The following is a 23,128-nucleotide window of genomic DNA, read 5'->3' as shown; positions in this document are numbered from 1 at the left end:
CTCCACGGTCGTCCACGGCGCGATGTCACCGACCGGCTCGAAGCGGTACTCGTCGACCACGTCACCGGTGTTGCGCAGACGCAGCCGAACGGTCGTACTGCTCCCCGGGTCCACGGTCGCGGAGGCGGGTTCGAGGGAAGTCCAAAGGCTCACATCGGGACGCTACCGGGCGGGCCGAGACCCGGTCACGAGGAGAAGGTGCAGGCTCACCATGCCCGAACGCCGCGCCGGACTGCCCCTGGGGGCAACGGACATGCCCCCGATCAGGTACCGGAGGACGTTTCGGGGGACGCGCTTCGCGCGTGAGGGTGAGAGGCGACCTGTCTCGTACCCCAAGGAGAGCAGAGCATGCCGTCCTACCTGTCGCCGGGCGTCTACGTCGAGGAGGTGGCCAGCGGCTCGCGTCCCATCGAGGGTGTGGGCACCTCGGTGGCCGCCTTCGTCGGCCTGGCCCCGACCGGCCCGCTGAACGAGCCGACCCTGGTGACCAACTGGTCCCAGTACGTCGCCGCCTTCGGCGAGTTCACCGACGGCTACTACCTCGCGCACTCGGTGTACGGGTTCTTCAACAACGGTGGCAGCGCCGCGTACGTCGTCCGCGTCGGCGGCACCGAGCAGGGCGCCGCGTCCGCCGGGGGTCCGGCCGCCGTGACGGGCTCCGCCGCGCCGGCCGCGCTGCCGCCGGGCGAGCCGAAGCAGCTGGGCACGTTCAGTGTGACCGCCATCGCGGGCGGCTCGCTGAGCGTCGAGGTCGCCGACCCCGAGGGCGAGGGTCCCGCCGAACGCTTCAGGCTGATCGTCAAGGACGGCGACAAGCCGGTCGAGACCTTCGACGTGACCGCCAAGAAGGGCGGCCGGAACTACGTCGTCACCCAGGTCAAGGAGCGCTCCAAGCTCATCACGGTCCAGGAGACGGCGCCGGCCGCGCAGCTCGCGCGCCCCGACAACCAGACCGTGGCCCTGGCCGCCCCCGCCGCTCCCGCCGCCGTCACGCCCGCCGCGACGGACGACGCCCACCCGGGCCCGGCCCAGTACCTCGGCGACTCCGCCGACCGCACCGGCTTCGGCGGTCTGGAGGCCGTGGACGAGATCTCCATGGTCGCCGTGCCCGACCTGATGGCCGCCTACCAGCGCGGCGCGATCGACCTGGAGGCCGTCAAGGCGGTCCAGCTCGGTCTGATCGCGCACTGCGAGCTGATGGGCGACCGCGTCGCCGTCATCGACCCGCCGCCCGGCCTCAACGCCCGTCAGATCCGGGTCTGGCGCCAGGAGACCGCCGGGTACGACTCCAAGTACGCGGCCCTCTACTACCCCTGGATCAAGGTCTTCGACCCGGCCAGCGGCCAGTCCCGGGTCATCCCGCCGAGCGGCCACGTCGCCGGTGTCTGGGCCCGCAACGACTTCGAGCGCGGTGTGCACAAGGCGCCCGCCAACGAGGTCGTACGCGGCGCGGTGGACCTCGAACTCCAGATCACCCGTGGTGAGCAGGACCTGCTCAACCCCATCGGCGTCAACTGCATCCGCGCCTTCCCGGGCCGCGGCATCCGCGTCTGGGGCGCCCGCACCATGTCCTCCGACCCGGCCTGGCGCTACCTGAACATCCGCCGGTACTTCAACTACCTGGAGGAGTCGATCCTGATCGGCACCCAGTGGGTGGTGTTCGAGCCGAACGACCACGCGCTGTGGGCCCGGATCCGGCGCAACGTCTCGGCGTTCCTGGTCAACGAGTGGCGCCAGGGCGCCCTGTTCGGCCAGCGGCCCGAGGACGCGTACTACGTCAAGTGCGACGAGGAGACCAACCCGCCGGAGTCGGTCGACCTCGGCCGGGTCATCTGCGAGATCGGTATCGCCCCGGTCAAGCCCGCCGAGTTCGTGATCTTCCGGCTGGCCCAGTTCTCCAGCGGCAGCGGGGAGCTGGAGGAGTAGGCGGTCCGCCGCCTCCGCCTCCGCTGGTACGCCAGCCGTTCGCCTAGATCCTCCAGCCCCAGCCCCTTGAGAAGGAACCAGAACAGATGAGTCTCGCGCCGGGTGACGCCCTTACTTCACACAATTTCGGCCTGCAGATCGACGGGGTGATGGTCGAGTACCTCGCGGAGGTCAGCGGCCTCACCCTCGAACAGGACGTCATCACGTACCAGCAGAACTCCGCCCAGGGCCGGCCCGAGGTCAACCTGCTGCCCGGTGTGCAGAAGAACGGGCAGTGCACGGTCGTGCGCGGTATGACGCAGTCGGCCGCGTTCAACACGTGGATCAACGACTCGATCAACGGTCAGATGAGCTCGGCCCGTAAGAACGCGTCGATCATCATGATGGATTATCAGAACAACCCGGTGAAGCGGTACAACATGCGCAACGCCTGGTGCAGCAAGATCGACGCGAGCACCCTCAAGGCCGGCGAGGCGTCCGCGCTGACCGAGACCGTGACCATCGTCTTCGAAGAACTGGTCATCGAGTAATGCGGCGTACGGCTGGCAGGGTGGGCGCGGGCGTCGGCTCGATCGTGGACGTACCGGGTGCGGAGCCGGTGGTGGCGGGTGCGGGTACGGGAGTGGCGGGTGCGGGGGTGGACTCGGCTCCGGCCGCGTCCGGGTTCGCGCCTGCCGCGGCGCCCGCATCCGCGCCCGCGCCCGCTCCGGTGGCGCAGCGGCTGCGGACGGAGTTCCCGTTCGAACTGCCGCGCGGCTATGTCGACGAGGCCGGGAACGTCCACCGGGAGGGCGTGATGCGTCTCGCCACCGCCCGGGACGAGCTGATCCCGCTCCGGGACGTCCGTGTCCAGGAGAACCCCGCGTATCTGTCGGTCGTACTGCTCGGCCGGGTCATCACCCGGCTGGGCAATCTGCCGATGGTCCACGACGGGATCGTGGAGAACATGTTCGCGTCCGACCTCGCGTTCCTCCAGGACTTCTACCGGCAGGTCAACGCGGAGGGCCACACCCGCGCGGCCGTGGAGTGCCCCCACTGCTCCGAACCCTTCGAGGTCGAACTCGGCGGGAGCCGCCTGGGGGAATCGTGACGTACGCGACCGACCGGCTGCACGAGGAGATCGCGTACGTCGCCTTCCACTTCCACTGGGGTTTCGAGGAGATTCTCGACCTCGAACACCATGACCGCCGCCGCTACACCGAACAGATCGCGTCCCTCGTGACACGGGGCGGGGCGGAGGGCTGACACGTGGGGTTCTTGGATCGCCTACGGGGTGCCGGGCCGGCGGGACGCCGGGGCGGCACCCCGGGGAACGGCTCACCCACCGGGGCCGACCCGGACGACCGGGCCGGCTCCGGCGGTGGCGTGGGCGCGGTGGGCGCCGTGGGCGGGGCGGGCGGGGCTTCGACCGGGGATGACCCTTCGGTCGGTGCTGGGGCTTCGGCCGGTGGTGTTGGTTCGGGTGGTGGTGTTGCTGGGGCCGGTGGTGCTGGTTCGGTCCGTGGTTGGGAGGGGCTCGCGCCGATTCAGCGGGCCGCCGTCGGGGGGCGGGCCGTTGTCGCGGACGCCGGGTTCAGCGGGCGGTTGAGCACCTGGCAGAACCCGTCCTTCACCGGGACCTTGTCCCACGCAGTCCTGCCCGGAGCGCCGGGCGGGCTGATCAAGGACGTCCTCACCACGTCGGCGACCCCCGTCGGCGGACTCGAACTGCCTTCGCGCACCCTGCCGGTGGCGACCGACGAGCCCGAGGCCCCGGCCGGCGCACCCGCCGCCCCACGGCCGGTCCAGCGCGCGCCGTACCAGGTCACACCGTCCCGCCCGACCGGCCCCCGGGTCACTCCCGTACCGCCCCGCACCACCCGTCCCACCCCACTGACCAAGTCCCCCGCCGCACCCCCCGCCATCCAACGCCGCACCCTGCCGACGGCACGCCCGCAGGCATCTGGGGCGGCCGGGGGATCGGGGGTTGCGGCTTCGGGGGGTTCGGCTTCGGGGGGTGCCTCGGGTGGGTACGCGGCGTTGGGGGGTGCTGCGGCGGGGGATGCGGGGACGGGCGAGCACACGGCTTCGGGCGGTGTCCCGCGCGGGCACACGGCTCCTGGTGGCTCCTCGGACGGGCACACGGCCCCCGGTGGTTCTTCGTCCGGGCACGCGGCTTCGGGCGGACCCTCGGTTCAGCGTTCCGTGTCGGGCGGTTCTACGGATGGGCAGTCGGCTCCGCGCAGCGCCTCGGGGGGTTCTTCACCAGGGGATACGGCGTCGGGCGGTTCTACGGAGGGGCCCACGGCCTCGGGCGGTGCCCCGCACGGGCACACGGCCCCCGGTGATTCTGCGGGCAGGCACACAGCCACCGGCGGAGTCTCACGCGGGCCCACGGCTTCCGGTGGACCCTTGGTGCAGCGCCCCGCGTCGGGCGGATCTACGGAGGGGCACGCAGCCTCAGGTGGCGCCTCGCGCGGGCCCACGGCCTCCGGCGGACCCTCGGTACAGCGCTCCGCGTCGGGCGGCTCCGCGGCCGGGCAGTCGGCATCGGGCTACGCCTCGCGGGGCACTTCACCTGCGGATACAGCCACGGGTGGCTCTGCGACCGGACGCACTGCCCCCGGCGCCGCTTCACTCGGGCGCACGACCTCCGATGGTTCGTCGACCGGGCACACGGCCCCCGGTGGTGCCTCACTCGGGCACACAGCCTCCGGCGGGCCCTCGGTACAACGTTCCACGACGGGCAGTTCCCCGGCCGGGCAGTCGGCATCGGGCAACGCCTCGCGGGGTACTTCACCTGCGGATACGACCTCGGGTGGCTCTGCGACCGGACGCACTGCCCCCGGCGGAGCCCCGCACGGGCACACGACCTCCGGTGGCTCTTCGACCGGCAGCACGGCCGCCGACGGAGCCTCGCGCGGACACACGGCCTCCGGCGGGCCCTCGGTACAACGTTCCGCGTCGGGCGGATCCTCGGCTGGGCCTTCGGCGTCGGGCAGCGCCCTGGGGAGCACGTCACCTGCGGATACAGCCTCGGGTGGGTCAGTGGGCGGGCACGCTACCTCGGGTACCACCCCGCACGGACACACGGCCTCCGGCGGCTCTTCGACCGGGCACGCGGTCCCCGGTGGTGCCTCACTCGGGCCCACTGCTTCCGGCGGACCCACGGTGCAGCGTTCCGTGTCGGGGCGGGCGGCGTCCGGGCGTAGCGCCTCGGGTCCGGCCGATGCGGGTGCGCGTTCGGGCTCGGCCTCTTCGGGTGCGAGTCCCGTCGGCGCGTCCGGCGGCACGGTCGGGGCAACGGCCCCCGCCGCACCGGCTGTTGGCGCTGACGCCTCCCGGGGCGGCTTCGCCGGTACGACCAGTGGCTCCGGCGACGCGATGGCAGCCGACCCCGGTCGCGCGGGGCTCGGCGTCCAGCGGGCGGCGGCCAACTCCGGCTCTGTCGCAGCGGACTCCGGCCACAGGGCAGCCAACCCCGCCGGGACGGCGCCCGGTTCCTACGGCACGGGCCTCACCCCCGGTGCACCCGGGGTCAACGTCCAGCGCTCGGCGACCAGTTCCGCCGGTGCGGCAGCCAATCCCACCACGGAAAGGGCAACCGGCCCCAGCGGCACGAGCCCCACCCCCGGCACCACACCCGCACACGCCGAGGTCAACGTCCGGCGCGCGGCGACGGGGCCCACTCGTACTCCGGCCAACCCCAGCGCAACAGCCCCCGGCCCGCGCACACCGGCGGTCGACGTCCACCGGCCCGTGGCCGGGCCCGGCAACACGGCGGGCGAGACAGCCCGTACGACACCAGGGCACGCCGGCCCCACTCCCGACGCACGGGCGACCACCCCAGGAAGCCCGGCGGCGAGCGTCCAGCGCGCGACAGCCCGCCCCGGCACCACCTCGACGTCCCCCTCCGGCACCGCATCCAAGACGGTGGCCGACGCCGGCCGTACCGCAGCCGCCCCCTCGACCGGAGCCGTCGAAGTCCAACGGGCCACGACGACCGGCGCCGGCCGTACGACAGCCACGCCCACCGGCAGCACAGCCATCAACAGCCAACCGGCACCCGGCGGTACGGCACCCACCCCCGCGCCCAACCCGCCCGCTGGGTCACCCCGTTCCGCCCGCCCATCGACAAACACAGGCACCGGCACCGGCACCCACCCCATACAACGAAGCACCCCCGCCGGCCCCAAGCGCATGGGCCTCGGCGCGCCCACCTCCGGCCCCGCCACACCCACCCCGCTCCCCCCGGCCCCACCCCCGGCAGGCAGCCCCCGAGCCACCACGCCCACCCCGCGTCAGCGCCCCCTGCTCGGCGCCCCCCTCTCCACCCCACCCCAGGACGCGCGGCCCATCCCCGGCTCCGCCGGCCCCCGTCCCGTACAGCGGGCGACAACGGCACCCCCGGCGAAGGCACACGTCCCGACCGCACCCCAAGGGCAGCGCACCGAAGGGGCGCGGGGAACTGCGCGACCGGCCACCCACACCCCGCAGCCGCCCACCACCCCGGCGCCGCAACCCCTTAGGCGATCGAGCTCTCCCACAACGTCTGAGCCCAAGACGCCCTCCTCCCCCCTGCTCGCGCGCCCCCTCACGCCCAGCCGCGCCCTCACCTCAGCCCTGCCGCCCACCACGACGCCCCCCGCCGTCCAGCGTCGGGCGACCCCGGCCGCCGTACCGCTGCGCCGCCCCTCCGCCCCGGGCACCGGCCCCGCCGTACAACGCCTCACGGCCGACAAGCCCGCCACCACGCCCCGTAACACCGCGCTCCCCCGCGCCGTCGCCCCCACGGCGCCCCCGCAGCCACCCCGGCGACCGACCGCGCTCCCCACCGGCCCCGCCGTACAACGCCAAGCCACCCCCACCCCCAAGACACCCACCACCGCGCCCACACCCTCACCCACACCCGCCCCGGTCCAGCGAGCTCCAGAAAGCCCCCTTCTCCCCACCCCCGCCACCACAACCACAGCCGTCACCCCCATAACAGCGACCGCGACCACAACGGCCAACGCCACGGCCACGGCCACCAACCGCACCGCGTCCGCCGACTCCCCACCCGCCTACTCCGCCGTGGATCCCCGAACCGCCGGTGCCCCGTTCGACCCCCGCGCCCTCACCGACTTCCAGCTCGACGAACTGACGCACAAGCTCATCGGCCGCATCACCCGCCTCGTCCGCACCGAACTCCGTCTCGACCGCGAACGCATCGGCAAACTCCGCGACCCCCGCCACTGACCACTCGCCCCACTGACCACCCGCCCCACTCACCACCCGCCACCCACGCCCGAACCCACCCACTCCACCCGCCCACTCACTCCACCCGCCCCCGGCCACCCCGCACCACCAGAAAGGCCCTCCCCGATGCCCCGCGATCTCGACCCGGGCTCCACCATCTTCTTCACGCTGACGATCGACGGCGAGAGCCTCGGTTACTTCAACGGGTGTGAAGGGCTGTCCTCGACGGTGGAGATCGAGCACCGCCAGGAGGGCGGGAACAACGGGTTCGTCTGGCAGTTCCCGTCCCGTGTGACGTTCTCGAACATCCGCCTGACGAGGCCGCTGACCCCGGACACGGCGAAGGTCGCGGCATGGATCTCGTCCGTGGCGACGGGCGTGAAGCGCCCGACGGCCCAGATCGCGGCGCTGCGCGCGGACGGCTCGGAGGTGGCGCACTGGGGGCTGATCGACGTGCTGCCGGTGAGCTGGCAGGGGCCGTCCCTGGACCCGGCGAACCCGAGCGTGGCGACCGAGGTCCTGGAGATCACCCACCACGGCTTCACGGACTGACCGGCCGAAGCACACGGGCACGGACAGGGACACGGACAGGGTCAGGCACGGGGACAGGACAGGGACAGGACATGGCGAAAGGCAGCAAGGGCGGCGCGGGCAAGAGTCTCGTGCGGGCCACACTGGCCATTCACGAGCCGCCGGTCGGCACGAGCACCACACCGGGCGCGCTGAAGAAGACGTTCAACTTCGAGTTCAACCCGGCCGAACTGACGCTGCGCCAGGGCGCCCAGTGGAAGCGGACGACGAGCGCGGCCGTGCGCGACGGCGCGCTGCCGGAGTTCATGGGGCCCGACCCGCGGGAGATGAACGTCGAGATCTTCCTCGACTCCTCCGCCAAGCCGAGCGGCACCACGGTGCTGAAGAAGGTGGACACCCTGCTGTCGTGCTGTGAGGTGACGGCCAAGAGCCTCGCCGCGGACCAGCCGTCGCCGCCCTGGGTGGTGTTCCAGTGGGGGGCGTTCTCGACGGCCCGTTTCACGGCGTACGTCAGTTCCGTGGACGTCACGTACTCCCTGTTCGGGACGACGGGTGTGCCGATCCGGGCCGCCTGCCGGCTGACGCTGCACGAGATCCCCAGCCGGACCGAGGGGCAGAACCCGACGTCGGGCGCGCTCACCGCGCGGAGCGTGCACCGGGTCGTGGCGGGCGACTCGCTGCAGTCGCTGGCGTGGCGGGAGTACGGGAACGCGTCCGCGTGGCGGGCGATCGCGGAGGCCAACGGCATCGACGACCCGAGCCGGCTGCCCACCGGCACCGAACTGGTCCTGCCGGCGGCGGGAGAGGTCGGCCTGCGATGACGAAGCCGTCCTTCTCCAACGTCATCCGGGTCACCGTCGACGGCAAGGAGCTACCGACCGACTGCGCCGATCTGCTGGTCGGCGGCTGGGTCGACCTCGGGGCCGGGGTGCCCGGCGCGTTCCGGCTCACCTTCCGGGACCCGCACGGGCTGGTGCTGGGCAAACTGAACGTCAGGTTCGGCTCTCTGGTGGTCATCTCGCCCGTGGCCGGCGGCAAGGGCGCGGCGGACCCGGTGTTCACCGGCGAGGTCACCGGCATGGAGACCGACTACGACGGCACCGGCACCTTCAGCGTCGTACGCGGCTACGACGCGGGCCACCGGCTGATGCGGGTGCGCAGGGTGGCGGCGTACCGCAACCAGACGGCGGCCGACATCGCCCGCAAGCTGGCCGGGATGAACGGCGTCCCGATCGGCCGGGTGCAGTCCACCAAGACCGTCTACGACTTCATCAGCCAGTCCAATGTGACGGACTGGGACTTCCTCGCGCGGCTCGCCGACGAGAACGAGATGGTGATGTCGCTGGACGCCAAGGGGAAGTTCCAGTTCGTCAAGCCGAAGCCGGCGTCCGGCGCCGCCGCGCCGAGCCCCCCGGGCCAGAAGAGCCCGTACGAGCTCAAGGCCGGGGTGGACATCCTGCGCTGCCGGGCCGCCGTCACCGCCGCCGACCAGGTCGACAAGGTCGAGGCGCGCGGCTGGAACGTCACGACGAAGAAGAAGCTCACCGCGATGACGAAGGCGAGCGCCAACCCCGGTATCGCCATCGGCACCACCCCGCAGAAGGCCGCGAACCCGTTCAAGGCCGCCAAGCTGGTCGAGACCGACACCCCGTACGACCTGCAGAGCGAGGTCACGCACGCGGCCGGTTCGCTCGCCGACGACATCACCTCCGCCTTCGCCGAGCTGGAGGTCATGGTGCGCGGCAATCCGCTGCTGCGCCCCGGTGTGCCGATCACGCTCTCCGACGTGGGCAAGCCGTTCGAGGGCAAGTACACCTGCACCTCCGTACGGCACACCTTCGGCGACGGCGACCACTACGAGACCTGGGTGACCGTCAGCGGACGGCAGTGGCGCTCGCTGTTCGGCCTGACCTCGGGGGGCGGTACGGCGGCCCCCCGGCTGCCCGGTGTGGCCAACGCCCTCGTCACCGACGTACAGGATCCGCTGAAGCAGGGCCGGGTGAAGCTGCAGTTCCCGTGGCTGGACGACACCTACGTCAGCGACTGGACGCGGACCGTGCAGCTGGGCGGGAAGGGCGGCGGCGGGATCTTCCCGATGGACGTCGGCGACGAGGTGCTGGTCGGCTTCGACCGGGGCGCGCTCGACCATCCGTTCGTCATCGGCGGCCTCTACAACGGCGTCGACAAGCCGACCCCGGTGAAGGACGTGTGGCTGCACGACCCGGTCAAGAAGAAGGCGATCCTGCACACCCTGTCCGACCGGGAGGGCAACCGGGTCGACCTGCTCAGCCAGCAGACCGGCCTGCGCAAGCAGGGCGTCCGCCTGGCCACCGGCAACGACCGGCTGATCATCAATCTGGACCGGACGAAGACCGAGATCACGGTGGACAGCAAGGGGGCCGTCTCCATCAAGGGCGGCACCTCGGTGTCCGTGCGGGCCGGTACGGATCTGTCCCTGACCGCGGGCCGGTCCCTGACCATCAGGAGCGGCGGGCCACTCAACATCCAGGGCGGGGGGCTCGTCAGCGTCAGGGCGGCCGGCGCGGTCAACGTCAACGCGGCGGGTGCCATCAACCTCACCTCGGTCGGCACCGTGCAGCTCACCGCCGCGGGCTTGTTGGGCCTCAAGGGCGCCAAGGTCGACCTGATGGGCGTCTTCTCCGTCAACATGATCAAGTACCCGTTCGGATGACCCGGACGACCGGGGCGACCGGGGCGACCGGGACGACCCGGCTTCGGAACGGCTTCAAGAAGGAAGGGGCGGCCCACTGATGGCCGAGCAGTTCGTCGGATCCGGCTGGGCGTTCCCGCTGCGCATCGGACCCACCGGGGGCATCGCCCTGGTCAGCGGGGAGCGCGAGGTCGAGGAGGCCATCCGGCTCGTCCTGGCCACCGCGCCGGGTGAGCGGCCGATGCGCCCCGAGTTCGGCTGCGCCATCCACGACCTGGTGTTCGCGCCGGTCAACGAGGCCACCGCCGGCCGTATCCAGCACGAGGTGTACACGAGCCTCGACCGCTGGGAGCCGCGGATCGAGGTGACCGACGTCGAGGTGACGGCGGGCGCCGACCAGGGCGTCCTCTTCATCGACGTGCGGTACTCGATCCGCGGCACCAACAACCCGCGCAGCCTGGTCTTCCCGTTCTACGTCATCCCCTCCCACGACGAGCCGGACCTCGACTCCGAAGGCTCCGACCGTCCCGAAAGCGACCGCTGATGGCCCTGCCCTCCCCGAACCTCGACGACCGCCGTTTCCAGCAGTTCGTCGACGACGCCAAGCGCTACATCCAGCAGCGGGCCCCGGAGTGGACCGACCACAACGTCTCCGACCCCGGTGTCACCCTGGTGGAGACGGTCGCCCACATGGCCGACCAGATCGTCTACCGGCTCAACCGGGTGCCGGAGAAGAACCATCTGGCGTTCCTGGACCTGGTGGGCATCACCCTCTTCCCGCCCTCGGCCGCCCGCACGGATGTCACCTTCTGGCTGTCGGCGCCGCAGGAGGAGCCGATACCGCTGCCCGTCGGCACGGAGGTCGCGACTCTGCGCACCGAGAGCGAGGAGGCGGTCGTCTTCGCCACCGAGCGCGAACTGAGCGTCGTGCCCTGCGAGTTGCGGTACCTGGTCACCCAGCGGCCCGGTGAACCGGTCGCCGACCGGACGGCCGACCTCGCCGAGGGCAAGGACCTGATGTGCTTCGCCGAGTCCCCGCGCCCCGGCGACTGCATGCTGCTCGGCCTGACCTCCGCCGTCCCGTACTGCGCGGTCGCGCTGGAGCTGGACAGCGTCGTCGACGGCGTCGGCGTGGACCCCCGGCAGCCCCCGCTGGTCTGGGAGGCGTGGACCGAGGACGGCTGGACGGAGTGCGAGGTCGACCGCGACGCCACCGGCGGCCTCAACCGCCCGGGCGAGGTGGTCCTCCACATCCCCGCCGGGCACACCCTGTCCCGCACCGGCGGGCAGGAGGCCGGCTGGCTGCGCTGCCGGGTCACCGAACCCCTGCCCGGCCAGCCCTTCTACACCACCTCGCCGACCGTCCGCGCCGCCGAGGCCTTCACCATCGGCGGCACCACCACCGTCGTACACGCCGAGACCGTGTACGACGAGGCGCTCGGCGAGTCCACCGGCCTGCCCGGCCAGCGGCTGCGGCTCGCCCACCACCCCGTGGTCGGCGACACCCCGCCCGTCCTCCTCCAGACCGCCGAGCACGACGGCTGGACCGACTGGGAGGTCGTTCCCTCCTTCGCCGGGTCGGCCCCCTACGACCGGCACATCACCCTCGACTCCGCCACCGGCGAGATCGCCTTCGGCCCGGCGGTACGGGAGCCCGACGGCACCCTGCGCGCGTACGGGGCCGTCGCGCCCAAGGGCGCCGTCATCCGCGCCGTGCGCTACCGCACCGGCGGGGGCCGCGCCGGCAATGTCGCCCGGGGCGCCATCCGGGTGCTGCGCACCTCCGTCCCGTACGTCTCCGAGGTCGTCAACCGCGAGGCCGCGCGCGGCGGGGTCGACGCGGAGACCGTGGAGGAGGCGAAGGTCCGGGCGCCGATCACGCTGCGCGCGCAGGAGCGTGCGGTGACCCTGCGCGACTACGAGGAGCTGGCCCGCCGCGCGGCCCCCGAGACCGCCCGGATCACCTGCCTGGAGGGCGAGGAGGGTGAGCACGGCGCTTACGCGGTACGGGTGTTGGTGGTCCCGCAAGCCGTCCCGGACCCGGGCGGCCGCCTCCGCTTCGAGCAACTCGTCCCCGGCGACGCCCTGTTGCGCCGTATCACCCGCCACCTGGACGAACGCCGCCTGATCGGCACGCGGTTGGCTGTCGGCCCGCCCTTCTACCAGGGCATCACGGTCGTCGCCACGCTGCACGCCTTCCGGGGCACCGACACCGACCGCGTCCGCCGCCAGGCCCACGACGCGCTCTACCGCCACCTCGACCCGCTGACCGGCGGCGCCGACGGCCGCGGCTGGCCCTTCGGCCGCCCGGTCCAGTCCGGCGAGGTCTTCGCCGTCCTCCAGCGCGTCCCCGGCGTCGAACTCGTCGACGACGTCCAACTCCACCCCGCCGACCCCCTCACCGGCAAACGAGGCGACCCCACCAACCGCATCGACCTCTCGCCCCCGTCCCTGGTCTTCTCCTTCGACCACCGGGTCCGAGTGATAGGCGACAAGCCATGAGGGCCGGGCCCCGTGAGGGGCGCGGGGAACTGCGCGAGCAACCGAAGACAACCCGCAGGCGCCAACGAACAGCCGGCCCCGAGCTACCAGGCACTCCACTCCCCCACCGGTCAACGACGAGGGGAGGTCTCACATGAGGGGCTCCATAGACGGCCTCGGCTCCTCCCACCCCATCGGCACCATGCTCCCCGCCGTCTTCGCCGACGACGACCTCGCCCAACGCTTCGTCGGCGGCCTCGACGACGTACTCGCCCCGATCCTCTCCGTCCTCGACTGCCTGGACTCCTACTTCACCCCGTCCCTCGCCCCGGTGGACTTCACCCAGTGGCTGGCCGGCTGGGTGGGCGCCGAGACCGACGGCACCGAACCGGAGCCCCGGCTGCGCGCGGCCGTCGCCGCCGCCGCGTACCTGCACCGCGTACGCGGCACCCGCCGCGGCCTCTCCGAAGCGGTCCGCCTCGTCTTCGGCGTGACCCCGGAGATCACCGAGAGCGGCGCCGCCACCTGGGACGCCCGCCCCCTCGGCCCGGTCCCCGGCGAGGCCCGCCCGCGCCTCCACGTGGCCCTGCGCCTGCCCGACCCCACCCCCGCGGACGAACACCGGCTCGACAGCCTCGTGGCCGCCGCCCGCCCCGCCCACATGCCCTACACGGTCCAGGTGACCGCCGCCGAAAGGATCCCCGAGAGATGACCAGCCAGACCCCCGGCACCGGCCAGGCCAAGAGCTGCGCCGAATGCGGAACCCGCGGGGAGCCCGGCCAGTCCTTCTGCGACGCCTGCGGCGCGGTGCTCGGCTGGTCCGGAACCCCGGCCCACGCGACCGCGGGCGGCGCCAGGAGCGAGGCCACGGCCCCGGCGAACGGCGCCCGTACGACGGACCCGGCCCCCGACCGCACGGCCGGCCCGCGTACGAGCGACCCGGCCCCCGCCCCCGCCGCCACCCCCGCGACGGCCGACGACGAGCACGGCTGGGACGCCTTCGCCCTCCCGGGCGCCGGCACGGGCACGGCCCGCACGGCCCACGACACCGGCCAGCCGGGAACGGGAACGGCCACGACCGCCACGACCGCCACCACCGACGTCCGCACCCCCGAGGCCGACGCGCCGACCCGCACGGACGCGCCCCCCGCCGCCCCCGAGCCGTCGCCCGCCGACCGGACACCAACAGCTCCCCAGGCCCAGGCCCAGGCGGCGCCCCCCACCGTCACCCCCCAGGCCCCCCACCCCCACCACGACGACGAGGCCCCCACCACCCCCCTCCCCACACCAACACCCCCTGCCACACCGTCCCCCTCCCCCACTCCCTCTCCCACTCCCTCGCCCTCCCCCTCCGCCGCCGACCGGGCCAGGTCCCTCCTCGTCCCCGTCGCGGACCCCGAACCCCGTGCCCCGGCGGAGCCGGCCGTCGCGCCCGTACTGCCGGGCCGCCCCGACGTACAGCGCCCCCAAGTCCGTACGCCAGGACCGGAGTTCGGTACGGAGGGCGGTGTGCCCTGCCCGTGGTGCGGGACCCCGACCCGCCCGGACCGGCACTTCTGCGCGCGCTGCGCGATGCCGATGGCCGGCCGGCCGCAGACACCGGGACGGCTGCCGTGGTGGCGCCGGATGCTGAACGGCCGCAACACGGAGACCCCGTGGGCGGGCGACCGCCCGCGCCTGCGCCGCGGCTTCGGCGCGATCCTCAACTGGGTGGTCGCCGCCGTCGTCCTCGCCCTGATCGTCACGCTCGCCTTCCAGGCCGACGACGGCTACCAGGCGGCCCGCGACCACTTCGCCAAGCGCGCGTCGGTCCACCCGGACACCTACAAGGCGTCCCGCTCGTTCCCCGGCCACAAGCCGGATCTGGCCTTCGACAACTACAGCAACACCTGGTGGGGCCCGGGTGTCACGCAAGGCGGCGAGGGGGAGTGGATCGAGGCCCGCTTCGAGCAGCCCGTCCGGCTGCTGGACGTGGTCATCATCCCGGGCGTCTCGAAGAAGCCGGACCAGCGCGCGGAGTCGGCCCGCCCGCACCGCATCGAGGCGACGATCACCGCCGCCGACGGCTCCAAGTCCACCAAGTTCCTCACCCTCGACCAGACCGTCGGCGGCCAGAGCCGCAAGTTCCGCGTCGGCAACGCCGAAACCGTCCGCTTCACCATCCGCTCCGCCTACGGCGCCGACGACAAGAAGCAGGTCGCGATAGCCGAGATCGAATTCTTCGGCCGCTCGGCCGGCACCAGCTAGAACCGGCCCGCCCGATCCGGCCGTCCCTCGTCGTGACGAGTCCTCAACCCCCTTCTAGGGTGGGCATTCGGAATGTGCGAGGGGCGGGTGGGACTGTGGCGAGAAGGCCGGACGGCACCGATGTCGTGGCAGCGGTGCGGCGGATCTTCCGGGAGGGGCTGCTGACCGGGAGATCCGCGTTCGCGCCGGAGCTGGAGGCCTGGACCGGCCGCACCGCCTCCGATCTGCGCGCCCGCTTCGTGGACCGGCCCGACGAGTCGTCGGACTCCTTCCTGGTCAAGCTGAGCCGCCAGCTCGCCGGTGCCCCCGACGAGACGATCGTCCTCGCGGCCGAGCTGCTCTTCGTCAACATGGCCCCGCTGGTACCGGAGCAGATCGGTCTCCCGAAGAAACTCCAGATCCTCCGCGAGGTGCTGTCCTGGTCCGACCGGCCGGTCGTCGTGCCGGAGACCCTGGAGCCGGGTCTGAAGGGCTTCCTCCACGGCGGCCAGGGCTTCCTCAACTACCGGTGGGCGCAGTTCCAGATCCTGGTCCTGCTGGTGGAGCGGCTGGCCGAGTCGGATCGGCCGGAACGGGCGGCGCTGCTGGACGACCCATGGGAGTTCCGCAACCTCTGCCTGGCCATCCAGGACTCGGTCGGCCACAAGAAGGGCCGCGCCCAGATCCACGTGCTCCTCTACGCGCTCTTCCCGGACACCTACCAGCCCATCGCCAGCGCTCACCACAAGCACGAGATCGTCAAGGCGTTCACGGACGAGCTCCGCGAGCCCACCGGCGACGACGACCGGGACCTGCTGGCGCTGAGCGGCGTCCTCGAAGCGCAGACGGGCGGACCCGTCGACTTCTACGACGAACCATGGGTCGGACAGTGGCGCAAGGGCGCCGTCCTGCACGACCAGCGCGGCTGGCTGGTCCGTGGCCACAACGTGGACGGCCACGACTACATCCCGGCCTGGATCCGGCAGGGTTACTGCTCCATGTCCTGGCGCGAAATGCCCGAGATCCCCGCCGGCGCCGACAAGCAGCACATCCGGCGGACCGTCGCGGAGGCGATGCCGGACGCCAGTGCCCAGTTGCGTGCCCAGGCCGCCTACCAGCTGCATGTGTTCCTGACCGTCATGCGGCCGGGCGATCTGGTCGTCACGGTCACGCCGGACGAGGTCCATGTCGGCACGGTCCAGGGCCCGGCGTCGTACGACCCCTCCGAGGGACTCGACAACGCCCGCCGCCGCCCGGTGCGCTGGGCCACCGCCGAGCGGCCGCTCGTCCGCGCGGAGCTGCCCGAGAAGGTGCAGGCACGGCTGCCGCTGCCGCCGACGGTGTACGACATCAGCAGCGTGGCCGCCGAGTTGGCGGAACGCGCCGGTCTGGAGGACGTCGTCGCGGAGGAGCTCGCCGAGGCCGACGTGACGAAACCGCTCGAACTACCGGCCGTCACCGAGGAGTTGGCCGAGCAGCTGCTCATGCCGCTGGAGTGGCTGAGCGAGACGGCCCGGCAGCTCCAGGAGCAGCGTCAGCTCGTGTTCCACGGCCCGCCCGGGACCGGCAAGACCTACCTCGCCCGCGCCTTGGCCAGGCATCTGGCGGGGCCCGACCGGGTGGAGCTGGTGCAGTTCCACCCGTCCTACACCTACGAGGACTTCTTCGAGGGTTTCCGCCCGGTGCGCGGCGAGGGCGGGACGGGCGGCTCGGGCTCGGTGGTGTTCGACGTCGTCCCGGGCCCCTTCAAGCTGCTGGCCGAGCGGGCGCGGAGGGACCCGGCGAACCCGTACGTCCTGATCGTCGACGAGATCAACCGGGCCAATCCGGCGAAGGTGTTCGGCGAGCTGTACTTCCTGCTGGAGTACCGCGAGGAGCCGGTGACCACCCAGTACAGCCCGCACGACCCGTTCCATCTGCCGGGCAATCTGTTCCTCGTCGGCACGATGAACACGGCCGACCGTTCGATCGCGCTCGTCGACGCGGCGATGCGCCGCCGCTTCGCCTTCCGTCGGCTCTCCCCCGAGAAGCGGCCGGTCCTCGGCCTGCTGGACCGCTGGCTGCGCCGGCAGGGGCTGCCGGAGGCCCCGGCCCGCCTCCTGGACGAGCTGAACCGCCGCCTCGGCGACGCCGACCGCGCCATCGGCCCCTCGTACCTGATGAAACCGGGCGTCGCCCGCCCCGAGGGCCTCGACCTGATCTGGAGTACGCAGATCCTGCCGCTGCTGGAGGACCAGTTGTACGGCACGGGCGTGGACGTCGAGGAGGAGTACGGTCTGGCCTCCCTGCGCGCGGCGCTCGGCTCATGACCGCCGTGCCCCCTGCGACCGCCCCGCCCTCGGCGCTCGCGCCCCCGCTCCGGCTCACCGTCGACGAGACCGGCCCCGGCACCGTACGGGAACTGACGGCCGACCAGGTCGCGGGCCTGCTCTCCGTCCCCGGCCTCGTACGGCTGACCCCGGCCCCCGGCGGACGCTGGCGCGTGGCCGGTAACCAGAAGGCGGGCCTGGTCCGGCTGCGCACCCCGGCGGGCGGCACCGTCGAACTCCTCCTGCGGCCCAAACTCCCGGTCCGCGACCTGCTGTTCCTGCTCTCCTACTCCCCCACCGACCCCTGGCGCCCCGCCCCGGACCCGGTCACCGCAGCCACGGCCGATGACCTGCTCCCCGCCCTCGCGGACCTGCTCGCCCGCATCACGCGCCGCACCCTGGAGTCCGGTGTCCTGCACGGCTACCGCACGGTCGAGGAGGATCTCCCGCTGGTCAGGGGCCGGATCCGGACGGCGGACCAGCTCCGCCGTGTGGGCCTGCCCCTCCCGGTGGCCGTCCGCTACGACGACCACACCCCGGACATCGCGGAGAACCGCGTCCTTCTGGCCGCCCTGCACCTCGCCGCCCGCCTCCCGGGCGTCCCCGCCGCCACCCGCCTCACCTTGCGCCACCTCACCGACCACCTGTGCGGGGTCCACCTCCTCCACCCGGGCGCACCGCTCCCCGCCTGGACCCCGACCCGCCTCAACTCCCGCTACGCCCCGGCCCTCCGTCTCGCGGAGCTGCTCCTGTCCCACCGCGCGGCCCAGCCGGAGGGCGGCAGCCCGCTCCCCACCGACGGCTTCCTCCTCGACATGCCGACGGTCTTCGAACGCTTCCTGACCGTCACCCTCACCGCCGCCCTCGCCCGTCAGGGCATCCGCTGCGCCGCCCAGGAGACCCACCACCGCCTCGACGAGGCCGCCCGCGTCCCCTTCCGCCCCGACCTCGTCCTCTACCGCAAGGGCAGCCCCCTCACGGTGGCGGACGCGAAATACACGTACGTCACCCCCGCTGCCCCGCCCACGTCGCACCTCTACCAACTACTCGCCTACTGCACGGTCCTCGGCCTCCCCCAAGGCCACCTGATCTACGCGGCCTGCGCCTCCCCCCACAGCCCCGACCCCACCCCCCACGTGATCCGCCGATCCGGCATCACCGTCACCACCCACACCCTCGACCTCGCTGTCCCACCCCCCATCCTCCTCGCGGACATCACGACCCTGGCCGAGCGGATCACCACCCCCACACCCGACTGACGACTCCCCCCACCCCGGAGGCCCCCATGCTGCGAGGCATCGACGTCAGCTCCTACCAGCCCTCCTCCTACGACACCACCGGCCTCTCCTTCGTCTTCATCAAGGCCACGGAGGGCCGCACCTACACCAACCCCAGACTCACCGGCCAGACCAGGACCGCCCGCGAGGCGGGACTGGTCGTCGGCTACTACCACTTCCTCTGGCCCGGCAACCTGACCGCCCAGGCCGAGTACTTCGTCGGCAGGGCCCCGGAGAAGGCGGGCGACATCCTCGCCGTCGACTGGGAGACGACGGGCGAGGGCACGCACGCGAGCAATGCCGAGAAGGACCGCTTCCTGCGCAAGATCAAGGAACTCCGCCCGAACCACCGGGTGGTGCTCTACTGCAACCGCCACTACTGGCTGACCGTCGACTCCACGTCCTACGCCGGCGACGGCCTCTGGATCGCCGACTACGTCACCGCAGGCAGACCCCGCATCAAGGCCAAGTGGCGCTTCCACCAGCACACGGACAACCCGATCGACAGGAACGTGGCGGACTTCCCGAGCAAGGCCGCGCTCAGGTCGTGGGCCGCGGGGGGCTGAGTGATCACCGCACGCGAGAATGCCCGGCATGAGCGTGTGGGACGAAGAGCCGGACTCTCTACGGATGTTCTACGACCTCGCGGTCGCGGAAGCGCTGAGGCATGAAGACATCCAGACCTATCTGTCCCTGAACCGCGCGGAGATCAACGCGTCGGCTCTGCGCGGCATCATGCGCGAGGACACTGTCGCGAACGCCGTTCTGGACGACGAAGAGCGGTACGACCGGCTGTGGCGTCTCGCGCAGCGACTGGACCGGAGCCGCGCCGAGTTCCGTACCGCGGCGGCCCGGTGCACCTCAAGGCCCTTTCTGCCCATGGTTCTCCTTGCCGCGCTCCTGCGCGCCGTCCTGTCCGTGACGGTGGGGGTGGCGTGGTGGGGCGACATGGCCCTGCTCCTGTGGGCGGCACTCGGCGCGCTCGTGGATTTCCATGAGCCGGTCGGCAGGGACAACTTCGCGCGTCAACTGTGGGCGGCGTTCCTGTATCTCCGGTGGTGCCGTTGGGCTGTCCAGGCATATCCGCATCTGGCCCACTGGTGTTATTTCGGGCTGAGCCGTCGGCTCGTACCTCGGATGCGTCGCGAGATCACCAACCTCCTGGGCCCGGAGCACGACACCCTTCTGGTCACGCGGCATCACCGGGGGCTGCTGCACGCCCACGACCCCAGTTTCTGGGTGTCGAGCCGTGCCGAGGAGGCGCTGCGCCACAAGCTCGACCAGATGGACGGCGGGGCGATCGCCCTCTGCGGCCCCCGGGGAGTGGGAAAGACGACGCTGCTGAAAAAGGCCTGTGAGGGCAACCTCGCAGGCCTTCGGGTACCGGGCCATTTCCATGTGATCGTGCAGACTCCGGCCAACTACCGCCCGGAGGAATTCCTGCTGAGCCTGTTCCAGCAGGTCTGCCGCAGCTTCCTCGCTCACTGTGGCCAGAACGCTGACGAACCCTTTCTGTTGCGTATACGCCCCACGCGCCTCGGCCGACGTCTCATACGGTGGGTGTCGCGACTCATCAGGTTGTCCGCAGGACTGTTCCTGATCTCCGTCGGCCTCGAGAACTGGGCCAGAGGCACCTACCGCTGGGCCGAGTCCGAGGGTCGGGCCGTGACGGTCCACTGGCTGGGCCGGCTTCAGGAGGCCTACCACTCCGCCTGGCAGGAACATCCGGGAATCACCCGAACGATCTTCGTATTCCTGGGCGTGGCGATCATCGCGCGGAGCCTGCCGCGCCCCCTGTTCGCAAGCCTGTGGCGTAAAGACCTCGTGCGCGCCTGCCACAACCACCTTCACCAGTTGCGGCACCTGCAGACCTCGGGAACCACCCACAACGCCGGACTCACCGCCATGAGCGCTCTCGCCCTCGGCCTGACCCGCACCAGCGGTTCCTCGTCCCGACCTCTGACCTATCCGGAACTCGTCACACAGTTCCGTGAACTGCTCACCCACATCAGCGAGTACATCGGCCACGAGAACAAACACAAGGTGTTCATCGGCATCGACGAACTGGACCGGCTCGGCTCGACGGAACAGGCCCGGGCCTTCCTCGCCGAGATCAAGGCGATCTTCGCGATACCCAACGTGTACTTCCTGCTGTCGGTCTCGGAGGACGTCGGAGCGGCCTTCATCCGCCGAGGTCTGCCCGTCCGGGACGTCACCGACAGTTCCCTGGAGGACATCCTCCACCTGGAGCCGCGCACCCTGGAGGAGGCGAGGGAACTGCTCCAGACGCGGATTCCGGGTTTCACCGATCCCTTCGTCGCCCTCGTGTACGCCCTTTCCGGCGGAATCCCCCGCGATCTGATCCGCTTCACCCGCAAGGTCGTCGAGATCCGGCACCGCACGGACACGACCGATCTCCGCAGCATCGCCGGATGTCTTCTTCTCGAAGAGGTCACCGAGACCCTCTCCAGCTTCCGCGTCGTCCTCGGATCCCAGCCCCATGACGCACCCTGGGGAGAACTTCTGCACGACCTGCACAGTTCCGTGGACAGACTGCGGCTGGTCGCCCCCGGCGCGGACGTCCGGCGGACGCTCCACCGGGAACTGCACCGCCTCGCGTCGGAGGAGGCTCCGGCGGACGACGGCCTGCGGGCACATTGGGCGGAACTCTCCGCGTACATGCTGTTCGCCATGACCATGGTCGACGTGTTCGTCCCGCGACGCTCGGACGAGGAGACCGGCCCCAACCGCCTGCTGACCGACACCGGACGCCTGAAACAACTCGGCGCCGCCCGCCTCGAACTGGGTGTCTCGGCCGGCAGCGCGCGGCTCGCCCTGGATCGCCTCCGCACCTCGTGGCAGCTCCACCGCGTCCGACCCCATGGAACGGGCACGGCGGGTTCACCGACGGCGGCCGGTCGCCCGGAGGCACTCACGCCGGACGACGGCGAGACGCCGCCCGCCCGGCCTGGCCCTCCGCCCATGAGCTACCGGCAGGACCGCAGGATGCGTCGCGCTCAGTACCTCGGCCGGACCGAACTCCGTCGGCTCCTCGGTCACCAGGCGTTCGCCGTCCGCGGACTCACCCGGCGGTACGAGAACTTTCCCCGGCCCGACGCCCAACACGGTGACCGGGAGAGAACGGGCAGCCCCCTGTGGCCTGCCTCATCGGTCTACGTCTGGGCAGCGGAAACCCCGGCCTTCACCCATCGGGGCGCCCTGCTCCGCCGACCCCTGCCCGACAATCTCCAGCCCGGTCACTGGCACGGCAGCACGCAGACCCCCTACGGCCCGGCCGTCGACTGGGCGACCGAGATCGGGATCATCCGTATCGTGCACACCACCGAGAGGGGGGCCGCCTCGGCCGTGGCCGCCTCCCTCTCCAAGGAGCGGGACACTCACGGCATCGTCACCGTGTGCTCCCTGTACGGGGACCTGGGCATCACGGGCCCCGCCCTCTGGGCCGCGGACACGGCGCGTCCCTACATCGAGTACGAGGCCTACTGGGGCGTCGTCAGCACCCTGGCGGGACAGCCCCTTCCCTGGTGGCCCAACCTGCTGCGGCTGCCCGAGCTGGTCACCGAGTGGCGGCCGGGCGCCGAGCCCGCCGTCGTCCGCGTACCGGCCGACGAGGACGAGACGGTTCTGCGGCGCGCCGCGCGGAACGCCGCGCTCCCGGAGGAGGCCCGCGCGGCGCTCGTCGACCTGGCGAACACCATGCGCAACCAGAGTGTCAGCGGTGTCGAAGGGACCGTCGGCCTCTACGGCAGGAGCGTTGACGCGCACCGCACGGTCGTCGCCGCCCACCCCGACGTCACGGGTCACCCCCTCCCCGAGACCGAGGATCGAGCGCTCCTCTCGGCGGGCTGGAAGGCGATCGGCGACAGCTACGAGTCCGACGCGGCCGCCGCTCTGCAGGCGGCCCGCGCCTACGATCCGGAACTGCTGCCGTACGGCGCCGTCACGGAGGTCGAGCGACCCGACGCGACGGTCGAGCGGTGGATCGAGCGCCTAGTCGCGTGCGACCCGACCGCGGCTCACGTCACGCTCGCTCGCGCCCGGCGCACCGAGGCGGAGGCCTTCTTCCTCGATCCCCTGACCGGCATGCCCGCCCTTCGTACCGGCGGTGACGCTTCCGAGCGAGGCAGGTGGCGGTTCCACGCCCCGCTGTCGCTGCCCGCGAACGGGCAACTGGCCTCTGTCGTGCTGCAGGACACCGCCTGGATCACGACCGACGAAGGACTCGTCTTTCCCGCGCCCTGTGCCGCGAACCAGCATTTCTGGTGGGGCGACGGATGGGGCGACCGCCCCACCGAGATCGCGTACGTGGTGTCCTCGCTCCTCGATGATCTGCGGGCTGTCCCGGACTTCGACGAACAGTGGTCGCTGGCCCCACGCGGCCTCGTCGCCCTCTTCAACGAGGAGCACGCTCCGGGCACCGAACTCAGCCGGGCGACACTGCTGCACGCCCGGCTGACCGTGGAGTGACG

At 72.0% G+C, this 23,128-nt stretch carries 17 protein-coding genes; 16 read left to right on the top strand and 1 reads right to left on the bottom strand.

Annotated elements, in window-relative coordinates; genetic code table 11:
• Nucleotides 1-348 precede the first annotated feature (348 nt).
• The 4 genes from ABT147_RS37750 to ABT147_RS37735 all read left to right on the top strand — a co-directional run bounded on the left by ABT147_RS37750 (nucleotide 349) and on the right by ABT147_RS37735 (nucleotide 3,171).
• Nucleotides 349-1,926, top strand: a complete 1,578-nt coding sequence (locus ABT147_RS37750) for a phage tail sheath family protein (RefSeq protein WP_351414925.1) — start codon at nucleotides 349-351, stop codon at nucleotides 1,924-1,926.
• A gap of 86 nt (nucleotides 1,927-2,012) precedes the next feature.
• Entirely contained in the window at nucleotides 2,013-2,456 is a 444-nt protein-coding gene (locus ABT147_RS37745) for a phage tail protein (protein ID WP_005480063.1), read from the top strand.
• Nucleotides 2,456-3,016, top strand: coding sequence for a hypothetical protein (locus ABT147_RS37740; protein WP_351414923.1), 561 nt, complete (start codon nucleotides 2,456-2,458; stop codon nucleotides 3,014-3,016). Before ABT147_RS37745 ends, ABT147_RS37740 begins: the two co-directional genes overlap by 1 nt.
• A complete protein-coding gene (locus ABT147_RS37735) occupies nucleotides 3,013-3,171 on the top strand; it encodes a DUF6760 family protein (RefSeq protein ID WP_351414921.1) in 159 nt (52 codons plus the stop codon). The genes ABT147_RS37740 and ABT147_RS37735 overlap by 4 nt, the downstream gene beginning before the upstream one ends.
• A 281-nt stretch (nucleotides 3,172-3,452) precedes the next feature.
• Here ABT147_RS37735 and ABT147_RS37730 read toward each other — a convergent pair whose 3' ends face one another.
• On the bottom strand, nucleotides 3,453-3,830 hold the full coding sequence (locus tag ABT147_RS37730; protein WP_351414919.1) for a hypothetical protein: 378 nt from the start codon (nucleotides 3,828-3,830) through the stop codon (nucleotides 3,453-3,455).
• 1,459 nt (nucleotides 3,831-5,289) lie between these two features.
• Between ABT147_RS37730 and ABT147_RS37725 the strand changes: the two genes are divergently transcribed.
• The 12 genes from ABT147_RS37725 (at nucleotide 5,290) to ABT147_RS37670 (ending at nucleotide 23,126) form a co-directional block, all read left to right on the top strand.
• Nucleotides 5,290-7,143 carry a hypothetical protein gene (locus ABT147_RS37725; protein WP_351414916.1) on the top strand — a complete coding sequence of 618 codons (1,854 nt, stop codon included), beginning with the start codon at nucleotides 5,290-5,292 and terminating at the stop codon, nucleotides 7,141-7,143.
• A gap of 126 nt (nucleotides 7,144-7,269) precedes the next feature.
• Nucleotides 7,270-7,695 carry a phage tail protein gene (locus tag ABT147_RS37720; protein ID WP_037695699.1) on the top strand — a complete coding sequence of 142 codons (426 nt, stop codon included), beginning with the start codon at nucleotides 7,270-7,272 and terminating at the stop codon, nucleotides 7,693-7,695.
• 71 nt (nucleotides 7,696-7,766) lie between these two features.
• Nucleotides 7,767-8,495: a CIS tube protein gene (locus tag ABT147_RS37715; protein WP_351414914.1), complete on the top strand. Its 729-nt coding sequence runs from the start codon at nucleotides 7,767-7,769 to the stop codon at nucleotides 8,493-8,495.
• Nucleotides 8,492-10,366: a VgrG-related protein gene (locus ABT147_RS37710; RefSeq protein WP_351414912.1), complete on the top strand. Its 1,875-nt coding sequence runs from the start codon at nucleotides 8,492-8,494 to the stop codon at nucleotides 10,364-10,366. Before ABT147_RS37715 ends, ABT147_RS37710 begins: the two co-directional genes overlap by 4 nt.
• Nucleotides 10,367-10,445: 79 nt before the next feature.
• On the top strand, nucleotides 10,446-10,889 hold the full coding sequence (locus ABT147_RS37705; RefSeq protein ID WP_351414910.1) for a GPW/gp25 family protein: 444 nt from the start codon (nucleotides 10,446-10,448) through the stop codon (nucleotides 10,887-10,889).
• On the top strand, nucleotides 10,889-12,847 hold the full coding sequence (locus tag ABT147_RS37700; protein WP_351414907.1) for a putative baseplate assembly protein: 1,959 nt from the start codon (nucleotides 10,889-10,891) through the stop codon (nucleotides 12,845-12,847). Before ABT147_RS37705 ends, ABT147_RS37700 begins: the two co-directional genes overlap by 1 nt.
• A 133-nt stretch (nucleotides 12,848-12,980) precedes the next feature.
• The gene (locus tag ABT147_RS37695) at nucleotides 12,981-13,538 is read left to right on the top strand and encodes a phage tail protein (RefSeq protein ID WP_351414905.1); all 558 of its coding nucleotides are present in this window, start codon (nucleotides 12,981-12,983) and stop codon (nucleotides 13,536-13,538) included.
• The gene (locus tag ABT147_RS37690) at nucleotides 13,535-15,073 is read left to right on the top strand and encodes an NADase-type glycan-binding domain-containing protein (protein ID WP_351414902.1); all 1,539 of its coding nucleotides are present in this window, start codon (nucleotides 13,535-13,537) and stop codon (nucleotides 15,071-15,073) included. Before ABT147_RS37695 ends, ABT147_RS37690 begins: the two co-directional genes overlap by 4 nt.
• Before the next feature lie 95 nt (nucleotides 15,074-15,168).
• Nucleotides 15,169-17,361 (top strand): McrB family protein, encoded by a 2,193-nt coding sequence (locus tag ABT147_RS37685; RefSeq protein WP_351414900.1) that lies wholly within the window; start codon nucleotides 15,169-15,171, stop codon nucleotides 17,359-17,361.
• Entirely contained in the window at nucleotides 17,358-18,620 is a 1,263-nt protein-coding gene (locus tag ABT147_RS37680) for an McrC family protein (RefSeq protein ID WP_351414898.1), read from the top strand. Before ABT147_RS37685 ends, ABT147_RS37680 begins: the two co-directional genes overlap by 4 nt.
• Before the next feature lie 26 nt (nucleotides 18,621-18,646).
• Nucleotides 18,647-19,204 carry a glycoside hydrolase family 25 protein gene (locus ABT147_RS37675; RefSeq protein ID WP_351414896.1) on the top strand — a complete coding sequence of 186 codons (558 nt, stop codon included), beginning with the start codon at nucleotides 18,647-18,649 and terminating at the stop codon, nucleotides 19,202-19,204.
• A gap of 28 nt (nucleotides 19,205-19,232) precedes the next feature.
• Nucleotides 19,233-23,126 (top strand): ATP-binding protein, encoded by a 3,894-nt coding sequence (locus ABT147_RS37670; protein ID WP_351414893.1) that lies wholly within the window; start codon nucleotides 19,233-19,235, stop codon nucleotides 23,124-23,126.
• The last annotated feature ends 2 nt before the right edge of the window (nucleotides 23,127-23,128 follow it).

Source organism: Streptomyces sp. NPDC001868 (assembly GCF_040297125.1).
GTDB lineage: Bacteria > Actinomycetota > Actinomycetes > Streptomycetales > Streptomycetaceae > Streptomyces.
This window is presented reverse-complemented; position numbering and strand designations above follow the sequence as displayed.

Coding starts and splice junctions, on each gene's coding strand:
- ABT147_RS37750 (WP_351414925.1), top strand. CDS start 349: ATGCCGTCCTACCTGTCGCCGGGCGTCTACGTCGAGGAGGTGGCCAGC.
- ABT147_RS37745 (WP_005480063.1), top strand. CDS start 2,013: ATGAGTCTCGCGCCGGGTGACGCCCTTACTTCACACAATTTCGGCCTG.
- ABT147_RS37740 (WP_351414923.1), top strand. CDS start 2,456: ATGCGGCGTACGGCTGGCAGGGTGGGCGCGGGCGTCGGCTCGATCGTG.
- ABT147_RS37730 (WP_351414919.1), bottom strand. CDS start 3,830: ATGGCGGGGGGTGCGGCGGGGGACTTGGTCAGTGGGGTGGGACGGGTG.
- ABT147_RS37725 (WP_351414916.1), top strand. CDS start 5,290: ATGGCAGCCGACCCCGGTCGCGCGGGGCTCGGCGTCCAGCGGGCGGCG.
- ABT147_RS37720 (WP_037695699.1), top strand. CDS start 7,270: ATGCCCCGCGATCTCGACCCGGGCTCCACCATCTTCTTCACGCTGACG.
- ABT147_RS37715 (WP_351414914.1), top strand. CDS start 7,767: ATGGCGAAAGGCAGCAAGGGCGGCGCGGGCAAGAGTCTCGTGCGGGCC.
- ABT147_RS37710 (WP_351414912.1), top strand. CDS start 8,492: ATGACGAAGCCGTCCTTCTCCAACGTCATCCGGGTCACCGTCGACGGC.
- ABT147_RS37705 (WP_351414910.1), top strand. CDS start 10,446: ATGGCCGAGCAGTTCGTCGGATCCGGCTGGGCGTTCCCGCTGCGCATC.
- ABT147_RS37700 (WP_351414907.1), top strand. CDS start 10,889: ATGGCCCTGCCCTCCCCGAACCTCGACGACCGCCGTTTCCAGCAGTTC.
- ABT147_RS37695 (WP_351414905.1), top strand. CDS start 12,981: ATGAGGGGCTCCATAGACGGCCTCGGCTCCTCCCACCCCATCGGCACC.
- ABT147_RS37690 (WP_351414902.1), top strand. CDS start 13,535: ATGACCAGCCAGACCCCCGGCACCGGCCAGGCCAAGAGCTGCGCCGAA.
- ABT147_RS37680 (WP_351414898.1), top strand. CDS start 17,358: ATGACCGCCGTGCCCCCTGCGACCGCCCCGCCCTCGGCGCTCGCGCCC.
- ABT147_RS37675 (WP_351414896.1), top strand. CDS start 18,647: ATGCTGCGAGGCATCGACGTCAGCTCCTACCAGCCCTCCTCCTACGAC.
- ABT147_RS37670 (WP_351414893.1), top strand. CDS start 19,233: ATGAGCGTGTGGGACGAAGAGCCGGACTCTCTACGGATGTTCTACGAC.